21 protein-coding genes and 1 riboswitch are annotated in these 25,687 nt (G+C 40.4%); of the genes, 20 read left to right on the top strand and 1 reads right to left on the bottom strand.

Features of this window, described 5'->3' with window-relative positions; genetic code table 11:
* Nucleotides 1-424: 424 nt before the first annotated feature.
* The 14 genes from AN944_RS09475 to AN944_RS09540 all read left to right on the top strand — a co-directional run bounded on the left by AN944_RS09475 (nucleotide 425) and on the right by AN944_RS09540 (nucleotide 18,002).
* Nucleotides 425-3,307 (top strand): nitrate reductase, encoded by a 2,883-nt coding sequence (locus tag AN944_RS09475; RefSeq protein ID WP_055024374.1) that lies wholly within the window; start codon nucleotides 425-427, stop codon nucleotides 3,305-3,307.
* Nucleotides 3,307-4,161, top strand: coding sequence for a uroporphyrinogen-III C-methyltransferase (cobA, locus tag AN944_RS09480; RefSeq protein WP_082419975.1), 855 nt, complete (start codon nucleotides 3,307-3,309; stop codon nucleotides 4,159-4,161). Before AN944_RS09475 ends, cobA begins: the two co-directional genes overlap by 1 nt.
* The gene (locus tag AN944_RS09485) at nucleotides 4,154-5,494 is read left to right on the top strand and encodes a hypothetical protein (RefSeq protein ID WP_055024375.1); all 1,341 of its coding nucleotides are present in this window, start codon (nucleotides 4,154-4,156) and stop codon (nucleotides 5,492-5,494) included. Before cobA ends, AN944_RS09485 begins: the two co-directional genes overlap by 8 nt.
* A gap of 2 nt (nucleotides 5,495-5,496) precedes the next feature.
* Nucleotides 5,497-6,126 carry an ANTAR domain-containing response regulator gene (locus tag AN944_RS09490; protein ID WP_055024376.1) on the top strand — a complete coding sequence of 210 codons (630 nt, stop codon included), beginning with the start codon at nucleotides 5,497-5,499 and terminating at the stop codon, nucleotides 6,124-6,126.
* A 329-nt stretch (nucleotides 6,127-6,455) separates the two neighbouring features.
* Entirely contained in the window at nucleotides 6,456-9,110 is a 2,655-nt protein-coding gene (gene nirB, locus AN944_RS09495; RefSeq protein ID WP_055024377.1) for a nitrite reductase large subunit NirB, read from the top strand.
* Nucleotides 9,107-9,433: a nitrite reductase small subunit NirD gene (gene nirD, locus AN944_RS09500; RefSeq protein WP_055024378.1), complete on the top strand. Its 327-nt coding sequence runs from the start codon at nucleotides 9,107-9,109 to the stop codon at nucleotides 9,431-9,433. Before nirB ends, nirD begins: the two co-directional genes overlap by 4 nt.
* A gap of 11 nt (nucleotides 9,434-9,444) precedes the next feature.
* Nucleotides 9,445-10,911 (top strand): NarK family nitrate/nitrite MFS transporter, encoded by a 1,467-nt coding sequence (locus tag AN944_RS09505; protein WP_055024379.1) that lies wholly within the window; start codon nucleotides 9,445-9,447, stop codon nucleotides 10,909-10,911.
* A 69-nt stretch (nucleotides 10,912-10,980) separates the two neighbouring features.
* On the top strand, nucleotides 10,981-12,855 hold the full coding sequence (locus AN944_RS09510) for a bifunctional protein-serine/threonine kinase/phosphatase (protein WP_082419977.1): 1,875 nt from the start codon (nucleotides 10,981-10,983) through the stop codon (nucleotides 12,853-12,855).
* Nucleotides 12,856-13,198: 343 nt separating this feature from the next.
* A complete protein-coding gene (locus AN944_RS09515) occupies nucleotides 13,199-13,738 on the top strand; it encodes a hypothetical protein (RefSeq protein WP_055024380.1) in 540 nt (179 codons plus the stop codon).
* Between the two features lie 46 nt (nucleotides 13,739-13,784).
* On the top strand, nucleotides 13,785-15,371 hold the full coding sequence (locus AN944_RS09520; protein ID WP_055024381.1) for a hypothetical protein: 1,587 nt from the start codon (nucleotides 13,785-13,787) through the stop codon (nucleotides 15,369-15,371).
* 138 nt (nucleotides 15,372-15,509) lie between these two features.
* Complete coding sequence (locus tag AN944_RS09525) at nucleotides 15,510-16,142, top strand: LuxR C-terminal-related transcriptional regulator (protein WP_055024382.1); 633 nt, start codon at nucleotides 15,510-15,512, stop codon at nucleotides 16,140-16,142.
* Entirely contained in the window at nucleotides 16,139-16,726 is a 588-nt protein-coding gene (locus AN944_RS09530) for a curli production assembly/transport protein CsgE (RefSeq protein ID WP_225442214.1), read from the top strand. Before AN944_RS09525 ends, AN944_RS09530 begins: the two co-directional genes overlap by 4 nt.
* Before the next feature lie 15 nt (nucleotides 16,727-16,741).
* A complete protein-coding gene (locus AN944_RS09535) occupies nucleotides 16,742-17,149 on the top strand; it encodes a curli assembly protein CsgF (protein WP_055024383.1) in 408 nt (135 codons plus the stop codon).
* A gap of 1 nt (nucleotide 17,150) precedes the next feature.
* The gene (locus AN944_RS09540) at nucleotides 17,151-18,002 is read left to right on the top strand and encodes a CsgG/HfaB family protein (protein WP_055024384.1); all 852 of its coding nucleotides are present in this window, start codon (nucleotides 17,151-17,153) and stop codon (nucleotides 18,000-18,002) included.
* A 76-nt stretch (nucleotides 18,003-18,078) separates the two neighbouring features.
* On the opposite strand, the gene AN944_RS09545 is transcribed toward AN944_RS09540, so the two are convergent.
* Nucleotides 18,079-19,836, bottom strand: a complete 1,758-nt coding sequence (locus AN944_RS09545; protein WP_055024385.1) for a M61 family metallopeptidase — start codon at nucleotides 19,834-19,836, stop codon at nucleotides 18,079-18,081.
* Between the two features lie 226 nt (nucleotides 19,837-20,062).
* Here AN944_RS09545 and hinT point away from each other — a divergent pair, with 226 nt between their 5' ends.
* The 6 genes from hinT to pnuC all read left to right on the top strand — a co-directional run bounded on the left by hinT (nucleotide 20,063) and on the right by pnuC (nucleotide 25,687).
* Nucleotides 20,063-20,419 (top strand): purine nucleoside phosphoramidase, encoded by a 357-nt coding sequence (hinT, locus tag AN944_RS09550; RefSeq protein WP_055024386.1) that lies wholly within the window; start codon nucleotides 20,063-20,065, stop codon nucleotides 20,417-20,419.
* Nucleotides 20,420-20,429: 10 nt separating this feature from the next.
* Nucleotides 20,430-21,452 (top strand): PaaI family thioesterase, encoded by a 1,023-nt coding sequence (locus AN944_RS22045; protein WP_082419978.1) that lies wholly within the window; start codon nucleotides 20,430-20,432, stop codon nucleotides 21,450-21,452.
* A gap of 60 nt (nucleotides 21,453-21,512) precedes the next feature.
* Nucleotides 21,513-21,905, top strand: coding sequence for a YcfL family protein (locus AN944_RS09565; RefSeq protein WP_080915507.1), 393 nt, complete (start codon nucleotides 21,513-21,515; stop codon nucleotides 21,903-21,905).
* 315 nt (nucleotides 21,906-22,220) lie between these two features.
* Nucleotides 22,221-22,331: riboswitch (TPP riboswitch) on the top strand.
* A gap of 74 nt (nucleotides 22,332-22,405) precedes the next feature.
* Nucleotides 22,406-24,592 (top strand): TonB-dependent receptor, encoded by a 2,187-nt coding sequence (locus AN944_RS09570; protein ID WP_055024388.1) that lies wholly within the window; start codon nucleotides 22,406-22,408, stop codon nucleotides 24,590-24,592.
* Between the two features lie 132 nt (nucleotides 24,593-24,724).
* Complete coding sequence (locus AN944_RS09575; RefSeq protein ID WP_055024389.1) at nucleotides 24,725-24,985, top strand: YkoF family thiamine/hydroxymethylpyrimidine-binding protein; 261 nt, start codon at nucleotides 24,725-24,727, stop codon at nucleotides 24,983-24,985.
* Between the two features lie 42 nt (nucleotides 24,986-25,027).
* Nucleotides 25,028-25,687, top strand: a complete 660-nt coding sequence (pnuC, locus tag AN944_RS09580; protein ID WP_055024390.1) for a nicotinamide riboside transporter PnuC — start codon at nucleotides 25,028-25,030, stop codon at nucleotides 25,685-25,687.

Raw genomic sequence — 25,687 nt, forward strand, 5'->3', positions numbered from 1 at the left:
AAAGCCTAATGTGTAATCACGCTGTGTTCGTTTAACGCTGATTGCGCTTGAAGGTTTCATAGATAAGTCTCCAAAGTGTCAACTTATCTTAGGACGGGACAAACAACTGATGAATAAAGCACCGTTAATGACGGTGCTTTTTTTTTGCTTTGATTCAAGCGCCTTAAATTGACTGATATTTGTATATCAAAAACACATTGCATGTTCAGTGACTTATAATTAAACTACCCCTAAAGAGGTATTTAAATTACTTTGTTTTCAATGGTTTGCGCTTAATTGGTGCAAAATAATGCACTTATCTAGAACAGTTTTTGATTGAAACCTTACCCTCAAATTTAAAACATCTTTAAAATCATCACTTTGGCTATTGGCACAACTTTTGCGATGTTATTGACATAGAATTTTGTCAGTAAAAGGAAGTTGCATGTCTCATATCCGGTCTAGTATCCAAACAAGTTGTGCTTATTGTGGAGTAGGCTGTGGTGTTAGTGTTTCGCCTCTTGCAGAGGTAACGCCGCATGTTAACGATGAGCAGAAAAACTCAAAAGCAAGTGCCCCCATGTATAACCTTGAGGGTGATCTGCAACATCCAGCTAATAGAGGACAGTTATGTGCTAAAGGCGAACGTTTACTAGAAAGCTTGGTTCAGCCTAATACACTGCGTTATCCCAAACGTAAGTCAGGTAAGCCAATTGACTGGGATGTGGCGTTAACAACAATTGCAGACACTTTTACAAAGACAATTGCTGAGTTCGGGCCAGACTCTGTGGCTTTTTATTTATCAGGTCAGTTGCTAACTGAAGACTATTACGTAGCAAACAAGCTTGCTAAAGGCTTTATTGGTACAGCCAATGTAGATACCAATTCACGTTTATGCATGTCATCGGCTGTGAGTGGGCATATGCGTGCCTTTGGTGAAGATGTCGTGCCGGGCTGTTATGACGATTTTGAGCAAGCGGATGTTATTGTGTTAGTTGGGGCGAATAGCGCTTGGACTCACCCGGTTTTATTTCAACGAATGATTAAAGCGCGCGAGCAATCTGGTACAAAAATCATTGTGGTTGACCCAGCTAAAACGGCTACTTCGGCTCAAGCAGATTTACATTTACAAATTACGCCTGGCACTGACAGTCTGTTGTTTAATGGTTTATTGCAGTTTATTTCTGAAAATGAGGCTCAAGATAAGGCGTACATTGATGAGCACACAGAAGGTTTTGATGATGTACTTCACACCCTATCTTCGCAAACTGATCTTGTTAAAACTGATCAGCTTGCATCGTCTTTAGGCTTGACGACAAGCGAATTAACCCAATTTTATCAGTTGTTTATTGCCAATGAAAAAGTCATTACTGCCAGTTGTCAGGGAGTGAATCAGTCTACTTCAGGTACCGATACGACGAATGCAATCATCAATTGCCATCTCGCGCTTGGTCATATTGGTAAAGTTGGCTGCGGTTTCTTTTCTTTAACTGGTCAGCCTAATGCGATGGGCGGGCGAGAAGTAGGTGGACTTGCCACACAACTTGCTTGTCATATGGGATTCTCTGCTCCTGAACGACAGTTATTAGCAGATGTATGGCAAAGCGAATCCATTGCTCAAGATAAAGGGTTAACTGCAGTTGAATTATTTGATGCGATGGCTGATGGCAAAATTAAAGCCGTATGGATCATGGGAACAAACCCGTTAGTTTCATTACCGAACACTGCAAAAGTACAGCAGGCACTTGATGCTTGCCCATTTGTGGTGGTATCAGATATCACCCAAGATGCCGCAACAGCAAAACAAGCCGACATATTATTACCTGCTTTAGGTTGGTCAGAAAAGTGTGGCACTGTCACTAACAGCGAACGTGTTATCACTCGTCAACGTGGCTTTATACCCGTTAAAGGCAATGCAAAACCTGATTGGTGGGCACTCGCTGAAGTCGCAAAAAGAATGGGGTTTAGCGCAGCATTTACATTCTCAAACAGTGCGGCTGTGTTTAAAGAGTTTGCTCAGCTTTCAAAAGCAGTAAAAGCACAATTTCCTGAAAAACAATTTGATATCTCTGGCATGAGTGAATTAACTGATGCTGAGTACGACGGGTTAGCGCCAACTCAATGGCCAGTAACAAGTGCCGCTATGCTTGGACAAACTGAACGTCGATTATACCAAGATGGGCTATTTTCAACGCCTTCTAATAAAGCGCAGTTTATTGCAACACAGCCGCTCAAGTCAGAGCTGAGTGTCGGTCAAGATCAAGTATTGCTCAATAGTGGCCGCAGTCGAGATCAGTGGCATACCATGACTCGCACTGGCCACATTGCCAGCCTTAGGGCGAGTATTCCTGAGCCATTTGTCGCGTTACATCCAATCAAAATTCAACAGCTTGATTTAAATGAAGGCGATTTAGTGTGTTTTGCAACGCCTGATGCTGAGTGTGATTTAGCAAGTTGCGATCAAAGCACATCGAGTGTTCAAGCTACGGCAAGGGTTGTTGCCGACGACAATCAATCTCCCGATATGGCTTTCATGTCAATGCATTGGTCTTCGCAATTCTCCCTTGGTAAAGGAGTGAATCAAGCACTAAATAGTCAGTTAGACCCAATATCGAAGCAACCTGGCTTTAAATGCCAAGCAACAACCGTTACTAAAGTAGAGCTGGCATTACAAGGGGTTATCTTTGGCGAGCATGACCCGTTATTTACCGGCACATGTTGGAATGTTCAGCAAAGTTTGTCAGCGGGTGAGTGTTATCACATCGCTTTTGATGATGCGGAAAAAGGCTTTAATTTTCAGTCTACTAGTTACTCTTTAAAGTGGACGGTGAGCTTACTGAATAAGCAAGTAATTCATGTGCAATGCAATATGAATCAGGGGCAACTAGTGTCGCTTAAATTGCTAAGTAAGCAGCAAGTTGAAGTCGCCTTGGAGCCGATGCATCTTCTTATCGGTGAAACAGTAGATACAGGGCTAATGAACCGATTACATCAACTGATTAAAGCTGGCAACAGTCCGCTTATTTGTGCGTGTACTGGTGTCACAGAGGCCAAAATTCAGGATTCAATGCTGCAAGCGTTAGATAATTTGGTGTTTGCTCAACGGACAAGTGGTAATGAAGCGATATTGAGCCAAGTTGATTTTGAACAAGCGCTTGAACAAACACAGTCAGAATTGGGTTGTGGCAAGCAATGCGGCAGTTGCCATAGTGAAGTGGTGCAATGTGCAAGTGATGTTTGGCTACTTGGTCTTGAAGATATGGCAATAGAGACTGTGGCAGTAAAAAATAAAAAACAATCCAAATCAACTCAAGAGGAGGTGGCGTGATGAGTCTTTCAATTAGTCAATTAGTGAACCATAGTGTTGCTGGGAGTAATCCTTCTAATGTTACTAGCAGCGAGTTAGTTGCTGGTGAGGTTGAGATTGTTGGCGCAGGTTGTGGCCAACTTGATTTGTTGACCATTAAAGCCGCTAGAATTATTTCTCAAGCTGACGCATTAGTTTACGACAGCCTAGTAAGCAGTGATATTTTATCTCTCGTTTCAGTTGATTGTGAACGACACTTTGTCGGAAAACGTTGTGGCCAACCTAGTTATAAGCAAGATGATATTAACTCCTTGTTGGCGAAATTAGCCTTTCAAGGAAAAAAAGTTGTTCGTCTAAAAGGAGGCGATCCGCATATCTTTGGTCGCGGTGCTGAAGAGTCGCTATTTTTAGCAAAAAATGGCCTGATAAGCCGATTTACACCGGGAGTAACAGCGGCATTAGGTTGCGCATCGAATACAGGTATCCCGCTTACTTTTCGAGGAACCGCACGTTCAGTCACTTTAGTGACGGGAACTAAGTTTGACCAAGCCCCAACACATTGGAAAGCATTACTCGCAGCTGAGTCGACACTGGTATTTTATATGGGTAAAGAGCAGGCCAAGGCTATTTCAGCTGGGCTACTCGCTGTTGATTCGCCAGCTGATTTACCCGTTGCTTTTATCACAAATGGCGGCAGACCCAATCAATTAGTGACTTACGCCAATGTCTCAACGATGGCAGAACAAGCTGAAACAATTAAAGACTCTGGCCCGACACTGATTATTATTGGTGAAGTGGTTGCTGTTGGGCAAGAGCTAGCTGCTTTACTTGCTGATGTCAGTGCGACATCAATGGCCGAGGTCGTCAATGGTTGAACAACATTCAAAAACACAGCTTGATGCTGATGACTTTGATAACCGCAAGCTGGTTAAAGCATTAGGTAAAGGCGTGAAAGGTAGCCGAAGTTTAAATTTTGCTGAGGCATCTCATCTCATTAGGGCTTTCGCTAATGGGGAGCTATCATCTACTCAAATGGCGGCTGCAATGATGCTAATGCGAGTCAGAGGTGAGTCAGTTGAGGAGCTTGCAGGCGTTGCTTCTGGGCTAAAGCAGCTTGTTGGCAAAGAATGGCAAGACCTTAATGCGGACATAGACTGGCCTGTGTATGCTGGAAAGCGAGAGCAATTACCATGGTTATTATTAGCCGCTAAAACCATCGCGCGCAAAGGCCAAACGATTATTTTACATGGTGACAGCCAGTCTCTTCCTCACCGAAGACATGTAGAGTCTTTTATTTCGGCGTTAGACATTCCACGCTGTTTTACCGCAGAGCAAGCTAAAGTTAATTTAGCAAAAACAGGGATTATTTATGTCAATTCTGCCGATATCGTTCCTGTACTCAATGATTGTCGCCGCTTGCACCAGGAGTTAGGCCTTCGTAGTTTAATTCAAATGTCAGTTCGCTGTATCAACCCTACCAATGCACCATTCAGTTTACGTAGTTATTTTCACCCAGGTTTAGATGAGCAGCACCAACAAGTCGCAATGTTACTAGCAGAGCAGCAAGCTGGCGATACTTTAGCAAAGCAACACGCCGACATTGCGATTTTTAAGGGGTTACAAGGCGAAACAGAAATCAACCCAAGAGTGAGTACAAACATAAGATTGCTTAGATTTGGTGCAAGTGGCGATAAGCAAACACTTGAATTGAACCATGTTGATCTTCCTACTCAGCTTGAAGCATTTGTTGGTGCTAAAGTAGGGCAGTCGGACTTGCCAGCTTATTTGCTTGCACAACTTTGGCACGGTGAAGATATTGCTGAAAGTGAACTTACAGATGGGCAATTACAACAAGCTATGGCCAGTATTACTGCGACTGTCGCATTAGTGAAAATGCTATCAACACCGAGTTTAGCAATTGACACAGCCCTAACATATGCAAGTAAAAGTTGGTTATGTAGAAATAACGTTGCTCAATTAAATAAGCTATCTATTCATAATGCTCACCAATTTGATACGTCTGAAAATGGCATTAATAATCAACAGTTAAAGTGTAGTGAACACGTTGGCTGGGCTGACGAACAACAAAATGATATTCAACAAGAATTTATCTCTGGTAATTCTGATTTTAATCCTATTTGTGAAACTGCATACGATCACTCTTCATCAAGAGAGTATCAAAGTAAGCAGCGTGAAGTGAGGACTTAGTCGTGGTTAACTTAGTATATCGAGATCCTTCATTTACCAATGAAAACGTGTTTATCGATTGTATGTCGGAGTTGAGTAGTATCGACCCGTGTATGGAAGCAAGTTCTTTGAGTCAGTTAGAGCGCCAAATTATAAAAGGCAATGCTCTTTGTTTGGTGTTTTTTACTGAGTCTTTGACGCCACTGCAACAGGTATTCATTGAGCGTTTATTAATGGTAACGGCACTGCCAATTATTGTTAATGCGTACGCATGGGATGAAGAATTATTAAAGAGTTTATTACAGTGTGGGCGAGTGACATTTGTACCAGAAAAACTGACGCCTAAACGATTAAAGTCATTAGTTGGCTTGGCTAAAATTCGCTTTAATAGTGCTTCAACTATGCTTGAGAAAGTCAAAGAGTTAGATGAAAAGTGCACTGACTTAAAACGTGTATCAAGGGCTAAATCATTATTACAACGTCAGGGAGTGACAGAGGCTCAAGCACATAAAATGATTCAGAAACAAGCCATGGACAAGTCGATCAGTTTTGCTGAAATGGCCAATGAAATCATTCTAGCGGCGCAACAACTTGAAGCAAAGCGTGTGCATCAAATTGGTGCGTGTGCCCATGGTGCGAACAGTAAAGCCTAGTGTTGGTAAGTCTTTTGTAAATATAATCCTTTATTTTTATGCACTTATATTTACATTGTAATTGGCATAGTCAATGCAATACATAATCATAAAAGAATATAACCGAAATTAACTCAAACGCATTCGTTAACGCTCGAATGATTTAAAACGTGATAAACGATATAGCAGGCAATGGCGTCTTTACTATCATCCGTTTTAGAGTCAATGAGAATAACAAAGTATATAAAGTTTTAATTTAAAAATTGGAATAAAGGCAATGGCGCCATCTCTGCTTGCGGAGATCGGCGCCTTTTTGTTTTTTGATTTCAAAAATAAAAAAGGAGCCAACGATGGCTAATTCTACAGGAACGTCGAATTCACCGACAACGGTCAACAAAAAACCTAAATTGGTTGTGATCGGTAACGGTATGGTCGGGCACCATTTTATCGAGCAATTATGCAGTCAAGGGCTTCAAAAGCAGTTTGATATTGAGGTTTTTGGTGAAGAACCACGCCCAGCTTATGACAGGGTGCAACTATCTAAATACTTTGAAACAGGCAGCGCTGATGAGCTGATGTTAACAAGTGCGCAAGATTATCTAGATTGGGGTATCAAGCTGCACCTTGATACCCGAATAACTGAATTAGATACACAATCTAAAAGCATTACCACCGAAGATGGTGTCACGAGTCATTATGACAGCTTAGTGTTAGCCACAGGCTCTTATCCTTTTGTACCACCCATTAATGGTAATGACAGAGAACGTTGTGTTGTTTACCGTACCATTGAAGATTTGCAAGATATTGAAGCTGCGGCTAGTCAATCTAAAGTGGGTGTCGTCGTCGGTGGTGGCCTGCTAGGCCTTGAAGCTGCTAATGCTTTGATGGCACTTGGTGTGCAGACTCATGTTGTTGAATTTGCCCCACAATTAATGCCTGTTCAGTTAAATGATAAAGCGGGTGATTTATTAAAGAGTAAAATCAATGATCTAGGGGTTACCGTTCATACCTCAAAAGCCACTACCGCTATTATTGATGGCGAGTCAGCGATGCATCGTATGACTTTTAATGATGACAGTTTTCTTGAAACTGACATGATTGTTTTCTCTGCGGGTATCCGTCCTCAAGATGCGCTTGCTCGTTCAAGTGGATTGCAAATGGGAGAACGTGGCGGTATCACAATCGACGATAATTGTTTGACTTCAGCAGCAGATGTTTACGCTATTGGTGAATGTGCATTATGGCAAAACCGCATTTTTGGTTTAGTGGCACCTGGATATCAAATGGCACGTGTAGCGGTTGCAAGTCTGGTGGCTAGCTTAACTAAAACGGCAACATCATCAGCCTTTACTGGTGCAGACATGAGTACCAAGCTCAAATTACTTGGTGTCGACGTTGCTGCAATCGGTGAAAGCCGTGGCTTTGAAAATGCCCAGTTTGTGGAATTATCGGACAACCAATCGGGCATTTATAAAAAGCTTTGGTTAGATGAAACGGGTAAATTCTTAAAAGGAGCTGTGTTAGTTGGTGACAATAGTGACTATAACCGTTTGCTTGATTGTTATTTATCTCAGGATGAAATTGAAGGTAATGCCGTTGATTTATTAATGACAGGTGAAGAGTCAGCTGCAGATTTGAAAGACACATCAATTATCTGTTCATGTCACCAAGTCACAAAAGCGGACATTGTGAGTTCTGTAAAAGAAGGCAATCACACAATTGCAGAAATCAAGTCTTGTACCCGAGCTGCTTCAGGTTGTGGAGGTTGTTCTGCACTTGTGAAGCAAGTCATGGATGAAGCGCTTATTGCAGAAGGTGTTGAGTGTAATACTGGCATTTGCGACCATTTTGAGCATGATAGACAATCTCTATATCACTTGTGCCAGGTAGAAGGTATTGAAGATTTTGATACGTTAATTTCTAAGCACGGTAAACGCTCAGCAACAGGTGAAACATCAACATTTGGTTGTGATCTTTGTAAACCCGCTGCAGCTTCCATTTTTGCATCGCTACAAAACAAATATGTGCTTAATCAAGACAGCAGTCATGTGCAATTACAAGATACTAATGATGCTTATTTAGGTAACTTGCAAAAAGATGGCACCTATTCAGTGGTGCCTCGTATTGCAGGTGGTGAAATTACTCCAGATGGCTTAATTGCGATTGGCGCGGTGGCCAAAGAGCACGATTTATATACCAAAATTACTGGCGGACAACGTATCGATTTGTTCGGTGCTAAATTATCAGAGTTACCAGTTATTTGGCAGAAGTTGATTGAAGCAGGTTTTGAAACTGGTCATGCCTATGGTAAGTCACTTCGTACGGTTAAATCTTGTGTGGGTAGCACTTGGTGTCGATATGGCGTACAAGATTCTGTTGGAACAGCCATTGATTTAGAAAATCGCTACAAAGGGTTACGTAGTCCGCACAAAATTAAGTTTGCTGTGTCGGGGTGTACTCGCGAGTGTGCAGAGGCGCAAAGTAAAGATATAGGTGTGATAGCCACTGATAAAGGCTGGAACTTATATGTGGCTGGTAACGGCGGCATGCGACCTCGTCATGGTGACTTATTTGCCACTGATTTAGATACGCCTACACTAATACAATATATCGATAGAGTATTGATGTTCTATATTAAAACGGCAGACAAGTTACAGCGTACTTCAGTGTGGATGGAGTCACTAGAAGGTGGTCTTGAGTATCTACAATCTGTAGTAATTGAAGACAGCTTAGGGATTGCTAGTGAATTAGATGCTCAAATGAGTCGAGTTGTTGATGCCTATCAATGTGAATGGAAAACAAGTCTTGAAAAACCGGAGTTTTTGGCTCGCTTCAATGAGTTTGTTAACCCAGAAGCTAAACCTGAGGGAGAAACTCATCTATACCATCGTGTGCGCGAACAACGATTCCCAGTCGATACAGCATCATCTGGCGCTGGCAATATTGCGATTAAAGATATTACTGCAGAACAAAATGAGCAAGAAGCTGTGGAGGAACTAGTATGAGTTGGGTAACGGTATGTAATGAGTCAACTTTGCCTCAAGGAACAGGTGTAGCAGCTTGGGTTGCTGGCAAAGCAGTTGCCATTTTTGATTTAGGTAAGCATGGTTTATATGCTATTGATAATGTTGATCCTGCAACAGGGGTAAGTCTACTCGCCCGTGGGTTAATTTGCGATATGGAAGGAGTGCTTTGTGTTGCATCGCCATTATATAAGCAACATTACAGCCTAGAGACAGGCGTGTGTTTAGAAGATGAAGCACTCGTTGCTTCACCTTACGAAATTAAAAAGGAAGCTGGCCAAGTATTGGTTTTGGCTAAGTCATAGGGACATGTCGTATGAGTTCTGAGAAATTTAATTTATTGTCGTTTTCGGGGAAGATGAAAACGCTGCATTTAAGCTGGATTGCATTTTTTATTACCTTTGTGGTTTGGTTTAATGCGGCACCCTTGTTAAGTGTTATTGCTGATAGTTTGGGATTAACTAAATCACAGATTAAAACCTTGTTGATTTTGAACGTTGCATTAACCATTCCTGCACGGATTATTATCGGAATGGTGACAGATAAGTATGGCCCAAGGTTAACTTACTCTGTGCTTTTAGGTGTTTGTTCTATACCTTGTTTTATGTTTGCAGTGGCTAATTCATTTGAACAATTGGCATTAGCGCGCTTTTTAATTGGCTTTATTGGTGCTGGTTTTGTGATTGGTATTCGCATCGTCAGTGAGTGGTTTCCTGCGAAAGAGTTAGGTACAGCAGAAGGCATTTATGGCGGCTGGGGTAATTTTGGCTCAGCTGCAGCTGCATTTACTTTACCTGGATTAGCCATCTTTTTTGGGGGCGAAGACGGATGGCGATACGCGATTGGCTTAACAGGGTTAATTAGCTTAATTTTTGCATTTGTTTACTATTTTAATGTCACCGATACACCAAAGGGGTCGACTTATTTTAAACCCAAAAAAGCAGGTGGATTAGAAGTCACCAGTAAAGGGGATTTTGCTTTATTGATATTTATGAAGCTTCCTATGTACGCCACGTTAGCCTTGTTAGCATGGAAATTGTCGCCTGCTGGCGTGAGTATGTTAGCAGAGCAAACAACCCAGTTAATTTATGCTGGTTTAGTACTTATATTACTGGTGGACATTTATCAAACTTATCAAGTTAACAAAGATATTTTTGTTAACGAGGTGCCAGAGTTTGAGCGGTATCCTTTTAAACAAGTGGCCGTATTAAATGTGCTGTATTTCACCACTTTTGGTTCTGAGTTAGCCGTTGTATCAATGCTGCCGTTATTTTTTGCTGAAACATTCGGCCTAGGCATGGCGCAAGCTGGTATGGTCGCTTCAAGTTATGCCTTTATGAATCTAATGTCTCGACCTGGTGGTGGCTGGTTAAGTGATAAATTCGGCCGTAAGAATACCTTACTCATTTTAACCGCTGGTTTGGCTGTTGGATACTTTGCGGTAGGCCAAATAGACGGTAGTTGGGCATTACCGCTTGCCGTTGTTGTGGTTATGGCATGTTCATTCTTTGTTCAAGGTGGTGAAGGGGCAGTATTTGCTGCCGTGCCATTAATTAAGCGTCGTTTAACTGGACAAATTGCTGGTATGACAGGAGCTTATGGTAATGTTGGGGCTGTGTTTTTCTTAACGGTTTACTCAATGGTTTCAACCTCTGTATTCTTTTACGTTATTGCTATTAGCGCTGTGATTGGTTTCATCACATTATTCTTTATGACAGAGCCCAAAGGTCATATGGCTGAGGTGAATGAAAAAGGTGAAGTCACACTAATTAGTGTTAATTAGATTTTTATCTATCTCAATCACTAACACCGTATCACTAGAACGATACGGTGTTGGTGTTTAAAGGGTTTTATGCAATCACATCTAAAAAACCAAGCATTGAGTCATGTCACTAACAAAGGACATGATAAAGAAACCGACGTTGAACAAGACATTATATTGTCATCATCAGACACTGGTTTAACTTTGTCGAACAATAAGCAAGATCAATTACCAATATCGGGTGCTCTTGAAGTGCATGCGGGGCAATATTCAGATAAAGGCCGAAAATCAGAAAATGAAGACGCAATTGGTATAAAAATTCCAACCGGATTAATGTTAACCACTAAAGGTATTGTGAGTGTTATCAGCGATGGGGTGAGTGCGGCTGAAGGTGGTGCGAAAGCATCAGCTATTAGCGTATCTAACTTCATCGCTGATTACTACTCAACCCCCGAGTCTTGGAGTGTTTTAACGTCAAGTACACGAGTATTAACTGCACTTAATCGTTGGTTGTATGGTCTTGGTCAAGACTATAGAGATGCTCGTAAAGGCTATGTCTGCACTTTTAGTGCTTTGGTATTTAAGTCTTGTTCTGCGCACATGTTGCATGCTGGAGACTCTAGAATATACCGATTCAGGCAAGGCGAATTAGTTAAAATAACCCGAGACCACAGCACATCAGTAAATGAATATACAAGTTATTTAACCCGAGCTTTAGGTATGGATGTAAACCTTGAGGTTGATTATAAGCAGCTGAATCTTGAGGTTGGTGACTTATATTTACTAACAACTGATGGTGTTCATGATGTGTTGACTGATCATGAATTAAAAAAGATGTTAGCTGTATTTCAAGAAAATAATATCACGATCTCAGATCAAGCTTGCGAGCACTTCTGTCAGCAACTCACCGACAAAGCTTTCAAGTTTGATAGTAAAGACAACCTTAGTGCTCAATTAATTTCAGTTTCACAATTACCCACTCAAGCAATAGACGATGTTTATCACAAGCTCGCTAGCCGTCCTTTTCCGCCTCCAATGGAAGTAGGAATGCGTTTAGATGATTACGAAATTATAAAAGTGATTCACCAAAGTCAGCGCAGCCAGGTGTATGTTGTCAAAAATAGCCAAGGCGAAGTACGTTGTATGAAAACCCCATCAGTTAATTATATTGATGATGGTGCATATATAGAGAGATTTATGCTTGAGAGCTGGATTGGCCACCGAATCAATAGTCAACATGTAGTTAAAGTCGTTGATCACCACCTTAATAAGTCGGCGCTCTATTATTTAACAGAATATCTAGAAGGCTTAAGTTTGGCTGACTGGATGGCACAACATCAACGAGGTCCAGTTGAAGATGTATTGCAATTACTCAAACAAATTGAAACAGGCATTCGCGCGTTTCATCGTAAAGAAACATTACATCAAGATTTAAAGCCAGATAATATTTTTATTACTCGTGAAGGGGTGGTGAAAATAATTGATTTCGGCGCTTGCCATATTAAAGGTATTGCGGAAATTACAACGCCGTTAAAACGCGATCAAATTCTTGGTACTGCTGATTACACATCACCTGAAGTGATTTTAGGGTATCAAGCTGACGGGCGTGCTGACTTGTTTTCATTTGCTGTGATAGCGTATGAAATGTTAGCAGGTGAGCAACCTTTTAAAGGTCAGTTGGCAAAATGCCATCAGCGCAGCGACTTCTTAAAACTAAATTATGTACCTGTTTTCAAAACAAACCCTATGGTTCCGGAGTGGATGGATACGGCATTAGAAAAAGCCTTGTCTATTGAGCCTTCATTTCGTTTTGTTGATACGAATGAATTTATTCACGCTTTAACCACGCCAGCAAAGGCTAAGCCTAAAACAACCATTCCTTTTATTGAGCGAAACCCTGTAAAGTTTTGGCAAACAGTCAGTGTAATTTTGCTTATTTGGTCACTGTATTTATCACTTGTGTGATGAGTATAAATCAAGTTTATTCTGCTCAAATACGTAATCCATTTTAGTCAATCTTGTTTGTCCAATACTTAATCTTGTTTTCCATTCCTGCTTTTCAGCTCAACCTTTCGTTATATGTCATTTTAATGGCGCTTTTCAATATTTTAATTATACATCAATACTTTATCTTGTTTAGTTTGATAATTCTTTATAGTACAAAAGTGGGGGTTAGGATACATTTTAGTCTATTGGTCTAAGTTCCTTTAATACTCGGGGTGGATTCAGAACACATTATATCGAGTAATACTAAATTCACTGGAAATGTAAAGGGAATAACTCTTTTACAAAGTGAAGGGCAGGAAGCATGGACTTATTCAAGCGTGAACAATTACATCGCGTTAAAACAATAGCAGGGATGTTATCTGTTGCTGTATGTCTAGCTTCTTTTCCTAGTTTCAGTCAGTCAGATTTAAGTGATTTTGATGAACTCGCAAGTGGGACCAATATTGCTCGAGCTGTTCAGGATGGTAGCGATAATTCATTAAATTTAAATCAATCTGGTGTAGATAATCAATCTAGAACATTTCAAAACGGTTTCACGAATACGATAAATATTGACCAGCAAGGTTCACAACATTATGTCTTGGCATCGCAATTTGGTGCCAATGTAGAAGCTGAAATATTGCAAGTCGGTGTTGGAAATGTCGTTTTATCTGCTCAGCAGGGTGAAAATCTACTTTTAGATGTGATGCAAACAGGAACAGGAAACGTAGCTTTAATACAACAAAGTGGTTACGAGAATTCAATCGAGATCCAGCAGTACGGATCTGGGAATGCAGTAGGTGTACTCCAGTGGGGTAATTCGCAACACGTTGAGGTAACTCAGCAATGTTGCAGTAATTAACCTTGATTAAATTAATTAATAATACACAGTAAAGGGAAATACGATAATGAAACATTCTAAATTAGCAATATTAGTGTCAGCTGCGATTTTAGCGTCAAGCAGTGCATATGCAAGTTCTGATAATGAAGCAACCGTTGCTCAAACCGGTAATGGCAATGGTGCCACTGTTACTCAAGTTTTGAACAGCGAAAATAATGATGCATTTATTACTCAATCAGGTGATACCAATACCGCGTCAGTAACACAAGAAGATACTTCTGAAACAATGGGCTCTATTACTCAAACTGGTAATCTAAACCAAGGTAGTATTTTTCAGCATGATGATACACAGTCTGCGACAGGTATTATCAGCACAACTGGTAATGAAAACGTAGCTGCTATCGAACAGCGCTTCAACAATGGTGCAAATGCGGCCTCACTTGTAAATCAAAATGGCGATAACAATAACGCTAATATTTTACAGGATAATGGGGATGCAGCTAACTCTACAATTAATCAAAATGGTTCAGGTGATATTGCGGACATTTATAACCATTGGTCTGATTATGCAGATGCCACAATTACTCAAGCAGGTGGACCTTTGAATAATGCTTCAATTATTCAAGAATCTTCAGATGGTGCAGTTGCTTCGATTGATCAAAATGGTACTGGTAACCAATCAGTTGTTAGTCAAACGACATTGAACTTTGGTTATATAGCTAGTTCTGATGATACTGTTGCTGCTGTTAGTCAAGAAGGTGACAACAATATAGCAAATACGACTCAAACTGGTTTATCTAACGATGCAAATGTAATGCAAATGGGTAACGATAACCAAGCATATGTTACTCAATCTAATTTAAATAATATGGCAGATGTTGATCAAACGGGTGATAGTGGCTTAGCGACTGTAACTCAGGACGGTGAGAATGGCCAAGCAATGGTCGCTCAATCAGGATTTAGTCAAACTGCCACTGTAACGCAATCTGATTATGATCAAATGGCAAATGTAACTCAAAGTAACTCTGGTAACTCTGCAACAGTTACTCAAAGTGGTTCAGCAGCTGGTATGGGTAACTCTGCCACAGTTGATCAAGCGGGTACTGATGATACTGCAATCGTTATGCAAAGTGGTGACTCTAACACGGCTTTAGTTAGCCAAACTGGTTCTAGTGTTTCAAATGATATTAATGTTTACCAAACTGGCGCAGACAACTATGCTGGTGCAAAAACTGGTTATAACGCAGATAACACTATTACTATCACTCAAACTGGTAATGGGAATTCTGTAACGGATAACGCTAATTCTTCAAGTTTCTATGGCACAGGATATGGTGCTGGAACATGGGGTAGCAATAATACCGTTAATATTACTCAAACTGGTAACGATAACAGTGCATATGCTGACGGTTCAAGTAATGGTTCAATGGTCGATATCGTACAAACAGGTGATATGAACGAAGCGATTGGTGAGTCATGGCTTGGTTCTGGCAATGATATCGATATCGTGCAAACAGGTTCAGATCATTTTGCTGACGTTTATGCCAATGGAAGCATGAATACTACCCTAGTTACTCAAACTGACATGGGCAACAGTGCAGTTGTGACTCAAGTGGGTTCAAACAACATGGCAACCGTTACTCAAGGTATGTAGTACTAAAGTATACAAAAGGGATTTTAAACACCCTTTAGGCTAATTGTTAAAGCCAGATTAGCTTGCTAATCTGGCTTTAATGATACAGGTACAGTATCAGATGTAAGTTACTTTGTTTAATCACATGGAGTGTAAGTGATGTTTAAAGTTATCAATTGGATGATAGTTTCACGTTCGCGGTTACTTGTTGATTTACTTGATTGTCGTTGGCCACAAGAGTTCTTGGTCAAACTAGCGAAAGCAACCCCTGCGACGATGAGCTCGCAGCTGTCTGAACAGCAAATCTCTCTTGTGGTTTTTGATTTAGCCACCATCGATTTACAACAAGCTTATCAATTACAAAGGCTCATTGAGAGAGAGCACTATGTTGTCAAAACTGTCTTTATCAATTTTCCTAAACAGGTTGACGCTAAATTTTTAATTCATCCAGCAACCACTTCTGGCGCATTTTATACCGATGCAGATTTAGCTGAAATTAGTAGCGGCTTTAATGAGATCCTTAAAGGAAGAAGTGTTATTCCAAATGATTTACATAAATCATTAATGGGCTTTGAGAATGAAGATGAAAGCGAACACCTTACCATTCGAGAAAGAGAAGTATTACAAGCTTTATTGACCGGTAGCACTAATCTTGATATCGCAAACCAATTATTTGTGAGTGAATCAACGATTAAAACTCATTTATACCGCGCATTTCGCAAAATTGGGGTATCTAGCCGTGGCCAAGCCATTGCGTGGGCCCAAACTCATATGCATGAGGTGAGAGTGTGAAGATAACGCTTCCGATTCTATTGTGTTTAGCTTGTGTGTTTGTGTTTACTGCAAACCAGGTAAGTGCGGCTGAAGATAAGAAATTGGAAGCGATATCTGAAACCTCAGGGTTAACTAACCCTGAGATTAAACCCGCTTCTGATGAAGTTGTCCCTGAATCTAAAGCGTCTGTTGCGCAAGAAAACTCTTTAAAAAAATCAAACACCGAAACAGTCGTTGTCAGTGATGCCAAACCCAAACGTGAATCGGACTTGATTGAGGGCTTGATCCTTAATAGAGCGATGACACGAATAGGGCATCAGTTTTATCGTGAATTTGTGAGTGCTTATCGGGATATTGGCGGTGCGACTAAGCATTCGGGAATTACGGTTATAGAGCAAGCTACCGCGCGTAGTGGTAGTAAAATTTTAATCCAACAAAATCGAAAAACAATCTTTGTCACTTTTGTTTCGCCTATTAGTCGAAATTTGGAACAACAAGTTAATTATGCCGCTAAAAGAGTGAATACCGCGGTAATAAAACAAAATGAACAAGCAGTGTTAGGGGCTCTTTTAGATCCTGACCTTGCTCCTGACGAATTCTAAGCAGGGAACGCCAAAATGAAAAAAATATTATTTAGCTCAATTTTATTATTATTTTCAGTTGAGTGTTTAGCAACTCAATTGATATATCAGCCTGTTAACCCCGCTTTTGGTGGTAGTTATTTAAATGGCTCATACTTATTAGCAAATGCAGCAGCGCAAAATGACCATCAAAGTAGCTCTGGTTCAGGATATACGCCGCCCACGGCATTAGAGCGTTTAGCCAGTTCTTTAGAGTCTCGGTTAATGTCACAGTTATTTAATGACGCCGCAAATGGTGGCGAAGGCTACTTGTTAACAGATGACTTTGAAATAAACGTTGTGAATGAAGATGGCGCATTGATTGTTCACATCACGGATATTTTAACAGGCGAAACAACCATCATTGAAGTCGGCGGTATCGTTGATACTGGTACCGGAGGCTAATATGAACAAGATTATTATATCGGCTCTTGTGGTTATGCTATCAGCTTGTTCATCAGTGGATGAAGAGTTCGAGAATATTGATGCAACAACCAGTTTAATGCCGAAAAGTGAAACTTATTACGATTTAATTAGCTTACCTTTTCCACAAGGTGCGATGGTTGCGGCAGTTTATGATTTTCGTGATCAAACTGGGCAATATAAGCCGATTCCGTCCAGTAACTTTTCGACTGCAGTACCGCAATCGGGGACCGCTTTTCTAGCTCAATCTCTTAATGATTCTTCGTGGTTTATTCCAGTTGAACGTGAAGGGCTACAAAACCTGTTAACAGAGCGAAAAATTGTTAGAGCAGGACTCAAAGGCGATGCAAGCAAGTTACCTCAACTGAATAGTGCACAAGTTTTAATGGAAGGCGGTATTGTGGCTTATGATACCAATATTAAAACAGGTGGTGCAGGTGCGCGCTACTTGGGTATCGGAGCATCAGGCCAATATCGTGTTGATAGCATTACCGTTAACCTAAGAGCTGTTGATATTCGAACGGGTAGATTATTAAGTAGTGTGACTACAACTAAATCGGTTATTTCAAAAGAAATCACCGCAGGGGTTTTTAAATTTATCGATGCGCAAGAATTGCTGGAAGCAGAAGCGGGTTACACGTCTAACGAACCTGTCAGTTTATGTGTAGCATCAGCAATCGAAAGTGCAGTAGTACATTTAATTGCAGATGGTATCTGGAAAGGCGCATGGAGTTTAGGTGATTCTGCAACAGGTATGCAAAATGAAACCTTACAAAAATATTGGTTAGAAGCGCATAGTGAAGCCCGAGTAAGCGAAAGAATTAAACGTGGTTAAACCCCGTACTTTTTAATCGTTAAGCTAACACTAAAAAGGTGCCATACGGCACCTTTTTTATTGAACTAGCGAAGGTTTATAGCCATATTTTGAGTTTTTTCTCATCATTGATAGATAAACTAATCGTATCTTTTATAGCAAGTTTAATTGGCATTTTGCCTTGCATTAACTCATCTCGTCTAAACCAATGTAGTGCTAACTCTGTGTCCAATTCTTTAGATTGTAATTGCTGTTCAAATTGGCTATCAACCTGTAAGTCATTGGCTGCAATGAGTAAGTCACCAGCACTTAAGCCTGCTTGATGCGCTGGGCTGTCGTTGGTAACGGTCAGTACTTTGAGACCGAATGCCTCTGCTTTGGTTTTAGCACCAAATGCAATATTAAGCCCTTTAGTTTCACCGCCACCTAAATCAGTAGCCCCGGCACTGGTACGCAAGGTCATGGTGATACCAACTTTATTCAATAAAGGTTCAAGTGGAATATCTTGGGTATTATTTAAATAAACAAATAAATCATCACAGTTACGGTTTAGTAGATTCTCAATAATACGCTGATGCGTATCACCCTGCGTGCCAATGCCTTTAGCTCCATAGTCGTGCCAAAGCGCAAACATGACATCGTTTAAACTGTGTTTTCCCTTGGTTTCAATGCGAATAGTTAAATCAAGGTATAAAGCGAATAAAGCTCCTTTTGTGTAGTAACTAACAATGGCATTGTTGGCATTTTCATCTTGTTTATAAAACTTGGTCCATGCATTAAAGCTTGAGGATGACAGTGTTTGTTTAAAGCGACCTTGCGAACGGTAAACCCGTGTCATAATTTCACTTAACATAGTTAGATATTGGTTCTGGCTGACACAACCACTGCGATAAGTTAATAGATCATCGAAATATGAGGTAATGCCCTCATAAGCCCATAATTGCTTAGTATAAGCCTCTTTAGATAAATCAAATGGGGTAAACTCAGCAGGCTTTATACGTTTTACGTTCCAGCTATGAAAATACTCATGACTGCATAACGATAGATAAACGCGATAATCTTTGTTGACCTCATGGGTCATGTTTGTTGGCAAATCTTTCCTTGAGCACATTAATGCGGTGCTTGCACGATGTTCTAATCCACCAAAGCCATTACCTAAAACAGTCGTTAAAAATACGTAGCGATCAAAAGGAGCTTGACCACCAAATAAGTTGATTTGATATTCGCATATGGCTTTTAAATCCTGGCATAAACGCGGTAATGAAGCATCATGTTTACCACTTAACACAACATCATGGGGCACACCGCAGGCTTCGAAACTGGCTATTGCAAGTGGGCCCATTTCTACTGGATGGTCGATAAAATCATCATAATTATCTGCGTAAAACTCACCGAAACCGTATTGTTCACCAGCGGTTCTTTTCATGCTGGTGGCAAGTTTCCAGTCTTTAAGTTCATCCAGGGCCGGTTTGGCTATCGTTAGTGTGTGCTTGGTATGCTCTAAGCCTTTGGCACTTAAGAACACGCTACTGCCATTAAAAAAACCATGGGTTGTGTCTAAATGGGCAGAGCGCACAGATAAATCCCAAGCATAAACCTGATATGAAATTTTAATAAATGACTGACTGTTTTTGCATTGCCAAGTTTGCTTATCGAGTTGTTCGATTTCAATTGGCGTGTTTTGCTCATCCACTGCGGTTATTTCAATTAGATTTCTGGCAAAATCACGGATCATATAACTGCCTGGAAGCCAAGAAGGTAAAGACAATATCTGTTGTGGTTTTGCATCTTGAATAGTTTGAGTGACTTCAAACAAATGTGCTTTAGGATCGATAGCAATGATGTGATAATGCATGAGCAATTTCCAAGTAAGTAGGTGTTGCTGAAAAGAAATAAGAACGAGAAGAAACCCAATGCTGCCAAATTCATTACTAATGTGCAAATCCATCTGTACATGAATAGTAACAACTGTTTATGGTTTTGACTGGAGTGACAAACACTGCAGTTGTTACTATAAGATAATCTAGCCAAGCATTGCGATTACCCACGTTAACTAACGCATAATAAAAGGATGATGACACATGGCCGAAGAAACCATTTTTAGTAAGATTATTCGTCGTGAAATCCCAGCGGATATTTTATTCCAAGACGAGTTGGTCACTGCATTTCGTGATATTTCCCCTCAAGCGCCAACGCATATTTTAATCATTCCAAACCACTTAATTCCGACAGCTAATGACATTAAAGCGTCAGATGAGCTTGCACTCGGGCGTATGATGACTGTTGCTGCCAAACTAGCTGCTGAAGCTGGTATCGCCGAAGACGGGTATCGGTTAATTATGAATTGTAATAAGCATGGTGGCCAAGAGGTCTACCATATTCATATGCATTTGGTGGGCGGTAAGCCCCTTGGCCCAATGTTAAGCCGTAAAGACTAAGTAGCCATTAATGAAAATAAACAGTGAGTTTTTCCCGTTAACTGAAGTGGCCACGCGTTTTGTTGGCCAGTTAGCACATTGTCGCCGTCTACAAATCTCGGTACTTGAGGCCAGTGAGCACCATGTACTGTTAGAGTTGCCATATAGTCAGGACATTATTGGCGATCCTGATACTGGTGTTATTCATGGTGGTGTCGTCACTACGTTAATTGATACTGCGTCTGGTACGGCAGTGGTCAGTGCGATTTTAGAAAAATATCAATCATTAGAAATATCACCCACGTTAGATTTACGGGTTGATTATATGAAACCTGCAGAGCCAGATAAGCCTATTTTCGCTTTTGCAGAGTGCTATCGTTTATCCTCTAATGTTGCTTTTACTCGTGCAATTGCTTATCAAGACAGTATTGATGATCCCATTGCTCATGCTGTTGGTTCCTTTATGCGTATTAGCCCTGAAATGGTGGGAGAAGAGTTTCGTCAGGCATTAATGGGTGAATCAGATATCACGGTCAATGAGTTAGCGACTGAGAATGGGACTACACTTACTAAAGAAGCAACTACTCAGGCAAGTCTTACTGATATTGTGGCGGCAGAAATTAATGTCCATGATATTGTAAAACGAGCAATAGACTTAAACGATTACAGTTATTTACTGGCGAAAGTGCCTTATACACAATTCATTGGCATGAGTGTTAATCGCTTTGGTGATGAAATGGTGTTTAAATTACCCGCTAAAGACGACAATATCGGTAATCCTATTTTACCTGCCATTCATGGTGGCGTGATTGCTGGCTTTATGGAAATGTCTGCCATCGTGCAACTAATGGTGTTTATGCAAGCTAAAAAAGTGCCAAAAATAATCGATTTTTCAATTGATTATTTACGAGCAGGTTTGCATCAAGATACGTTTGCAGAGTGTAAAATTACTCGCCAAGGTCGCAGAGTTGCAAATGTGAGTATTAATTGTTGGCAAACAAACAGAAAACAACTTATTGCGACAGCAAGAGCGCACTTTTTGTTAGATCAATAATAAGATGACTGAAGCGCTTTAATACCTATGGGATTCACATTCACAATGTTAAAAGGATAAATGATGAAGATTTCAATCGTAATAGTAACCTTATTTTTGTTGATGACTGGTTGTGCAAATCACACCGCTGGATTATCTGCAGGATCTAATGGTGTTGTTCGAGTCGACAATAATTCATTTTCCCGAGAAGTTGGTATTGAGCAAGTCAGAGTCCGCACTCAAGCTGATTTACTGCAAGGCTCCGCATTGATTTTAAGTAAAGTTTCTACTGATTTAAGACTGCAGTATAAATTTACTTGGTACGATGCAAACGACTTTACTATTGAAGATGAAGGCGTGAGTTGGAAATCATTAAAACTACACGGTAAGCAGCAAATGCAGGTGAGTGCGTTAGCGCCAAATGCCAATGCTACCCGGTTTGAAGTGTATGTGAGAAAAGCGTTTTCAAATTAATCCTAACGTCACTTTTTTAGAGCGTTACGTGCATCATACCGTGCATAGTTGGTGATGATTTAGTGATTCATTAGCCGTTGGTTTTCTTCTCACTGAGTCCAATTTGGCCGCTAAATAAACTCATTATAAAACACCCAATAATCGGGTGTTTTTTTATGGCTTAAATACCACAATTTATTACAAGCCTTTGTGCTAGTACCATGCATTTTGTGCTCTTATTAATCATTCAATTGATTCTGAAGCCAGCTTGTATTGATTTAGTTAATGAAAAGTGTTCACTAATAGTGTCGCACTTTAGTTGAATCGTTTATAATCCGCCTCGCCAAGGGGTGTTTGCGTTTTTTTTAGTAAACTGAGATGTCTTATGACAAACCCTTAGAACCTGATCCGGCTAATACCGGCGTAGGAATGGGCTGCATGCTTTACTTGCTATTTTTGTCATGGATGCACAAACTAATTCACTATGCTTGCCGGATCTCAAAATGAATATTTGAGGTCCTATGTCTTTATTTAAATCAAAATCGCCTTTGGCGGTTGCCATTCTCGCCGCTTTATCTACTTCAGCTGTCGCTCAAACTGAAAATATTGAACGTGTTGCACCTAATGCCGAAAAAATGGAAGTGATTGTTGTTAACGCTGACTTTAGTGGTGTTGAACTTGAAAAAGTTCCATCGAGTGTCACTGTCATTGATAGCCAACAATTACAAGATGAAGGTGCTCAACATTTCGAAGACGTATTAAATTCAATCGCCAATTTTAACTGGTCTGGTGGCAGCTCGCGTCCTAAATATTTTCAAATTCGTGGTGTCGGTGAGCAAGAAGAATATCAAGGTGCCCCTAATTCATCGGTTGGTTTTATTGTTGATGATATCGACCTCTCGGGTATCGGCATGGTTTCTAGCATGTACGATATGCAACAAGTTGAAGTCCTTCGTGGACCTCAAGGTACCCAATACGGTGCTAATGCATTAGCGGGTTTAATATATTTAAAAAGTAACGATCCGACGGATGTGTTTGAGCATGGCGCCCAAGTGTCACTTGGTGATGACGACTTACAAACATTTTCTGGTTTTAGCTCTGGCCCACTGAGCGATTCAGGCAAGTTATTATATCGCGTATCGCTTGAGCAGCACTCACAAAATGGCTACCGCGATAATACATATCTTGAGCGCGAAGATACCAATGCCCGTGATGAGTTTACCGCTCGTGCAAAATTACGCTGGTATGCTGCTGAAAATGTCCAATTAGACTTAACTTTACTGCATGCAAATTTTGACAATGGCTATGATGCATGGACATTAGACAATAATGGTTTTGAAACCATTACTGACAAGCCTGGTGTAGACAGCCAAAAAACCACAGGTGTAGGCTTTAAAGCTATTTTCTCTCAATTCGATACATTTGAATTAACCTCATTGACCTCATACGCACAAACAGACCATCATCATAATTACGATGGTGACTGGGCTAACCCTGATTACTGGGCATCAAAAGAATGTCCAGCTTATGACGAGAATTGGGCTGTAATTGGTACTGAACCATGTGTTTATGATTACACTTGGGACAAACAAGGCGATCGTAAAACCATTTCTCAAGAATTCCGCATTAGCTCAAATGATGCAGGTCGAATCTTTAATGATTCTACAGACTGGTTAGTGGGTTTATATGGCATGAACCTTCAAGAAGATAATGACTTATATTCTGAATACAATGGCTGGCCAGATGAAGTGTTAGTGTCAGAGTATGAAGCAACTAACTATGCCATTTTTGGACAAACCGACACTCAGTTTGGTGACGGTTATGTATTTTCTGCAGGTCTTCGTTTAGAACGCAGAGAAAGCGAATACAGTGACAGTAACGGCGATGAGTTTAGCCCAAGTGAGAACATGTGGGGCGGACATTTAGCCATTTCTAAAGTGTTAACTGATGATCATAACGCTTACTTTAGAATTGCTCGAGGTTACAAAGCGGGTGGCTTTAACATGACATTGCCACCTGAATTGTCTGATAAAAAAGAGTTCGATGCTGAAACCTTATATAACTACGAACTAGGTTTGAAATCGACATGGTTTGATGGTGATGTAGCAACCAATGTTGCAGTGTTCTATATGGATCGTCAAAACCAACAAGTTTCAGCATCTCAACAAGATCCTGATGATCAGCAGCGCTTCATTCTATACACAGAAAATGCTGGCAGTGCTAAAAACTATGGCGCCGAGGCTGACTTTAATTATTATGCTACTGAAAATATACAATTTTATGGTAGCGTCGGTTGGTTAGAAACTGAGTATGGTGATTATCAATATAATGATAAATATGGCAACGTTATTGATTTAACGGGCCGAGATCAAGCACATGCACCTAAATTTACTTACAGTGCAGGCATGAGCTATGTGAGCGACTCTGGCTGGTTTACTAACCTAAATGCGAGTGGCAAAAGTGACTTTTATTACTCAGATAGTAATGAATCTAAGTCAGATGCCTATACTATTTTCAATGCACGAATTGGTTATGAATCTCAAATGTGGTCAGCATACTTATGGGGCAGAAACCTATTTGATGAGCAATATGGCGTCAGAGGTTTTTACTTCGGTAACGAACCTGATCTCGATTGGGCCGACAAGCAATACGTAAGATACGGTGACCCTCGTCAATTAGGCATTACATTAGATGTGAAGTTTATGTAGAAATGATAGATCATTATTGAAGATAATTTCTTTAATAATTACAACAGTTTTACGCTATGTAACAGTAAAATACCGCCATAGTTTGCTAAACTATGGCGGTATTTAATTTAGTGTAATATCGAGGAATGTAGAATGAAATTAACTGCTGAAATCAGTATGTACCCGTTTAACGAAAACTACTTAGATCCCATTAAATGGTTTATAGGCCGTGTAGACAGTTATAGCAATATTGAAAGAAAAACCAATGCGATGGCCACCCAAGTATGTGGTGAATATGCAGATGTGATGTCTATGCTCGCTGTAGAAATGGAAGCTGCTCACCAAAAGTGGGGCAAAGCGGTATTTGTGTGTAAGTTCATCGGTGGTGAGCTGGATTTAAGTCACACTGAATAACTAAAAAACTGCTGTATTAGCAAATAATAAGAAGTTAACACTATGCTTGATGAGATTTTACAACCAATACAAACGGCGATATCTGAAGCGTCAGCAATGACCGGATGGGAGGCTATTGCGGTTATACTGGCGATCGCCTATTTAGTCCTGGCCATGAGAACGAATATCTGGTGCTGGGCTGCGGCATTTGTCAGCACGGCAATATACACAGTGTTGTTTTGGAAAGTCTCATTATTAATGGAGTCGGTGTTAAACGTTTATTATATGGCAATGGCGGTTTATGGTTTTTGGCTATGGCGATACGGTAAAAAAGAGACTGACAATACCGAGCTACCTATTGTCAGTTGGTCATTACAAACTCACCTAGTAATTATTGGTGTGACTACTGTTATAGCTTTGGTTGTCGGCTACCTTATGGCAAATAACACCTCAGCATCGTTTCCTTACCTTGATGCATTAACAACATGCTTTGCAGTAATGACGACTTACTTAGTGGCTAAAAAAGTGATTGAAAACTGGTATTACTGGATGGCGATTAACTCGCTGTCGATTTATTTATATTTGCAAAAAGGCTTAATGCTAACGTCTGGTTTATTAATTTTATATCTCTTTATGGCCATTAGCGGTTACTTCATGTGGCGTAAAAAAATGCAGCAAGATAATGGTGTCACATCCATATCACTTAATAAAAGTGCCTGTTAA

It is taken from the genome of Shewanella sp. P1-14-1 (assembly GCF_001401775.1).
GTDB classification, from domain to species: domain Bacteria; phylum Pseudomonadota; class Gammaproteobacteria; order Enterobacterales; family Shewanellaceae; genus Shewanella; species Shewanella japonica.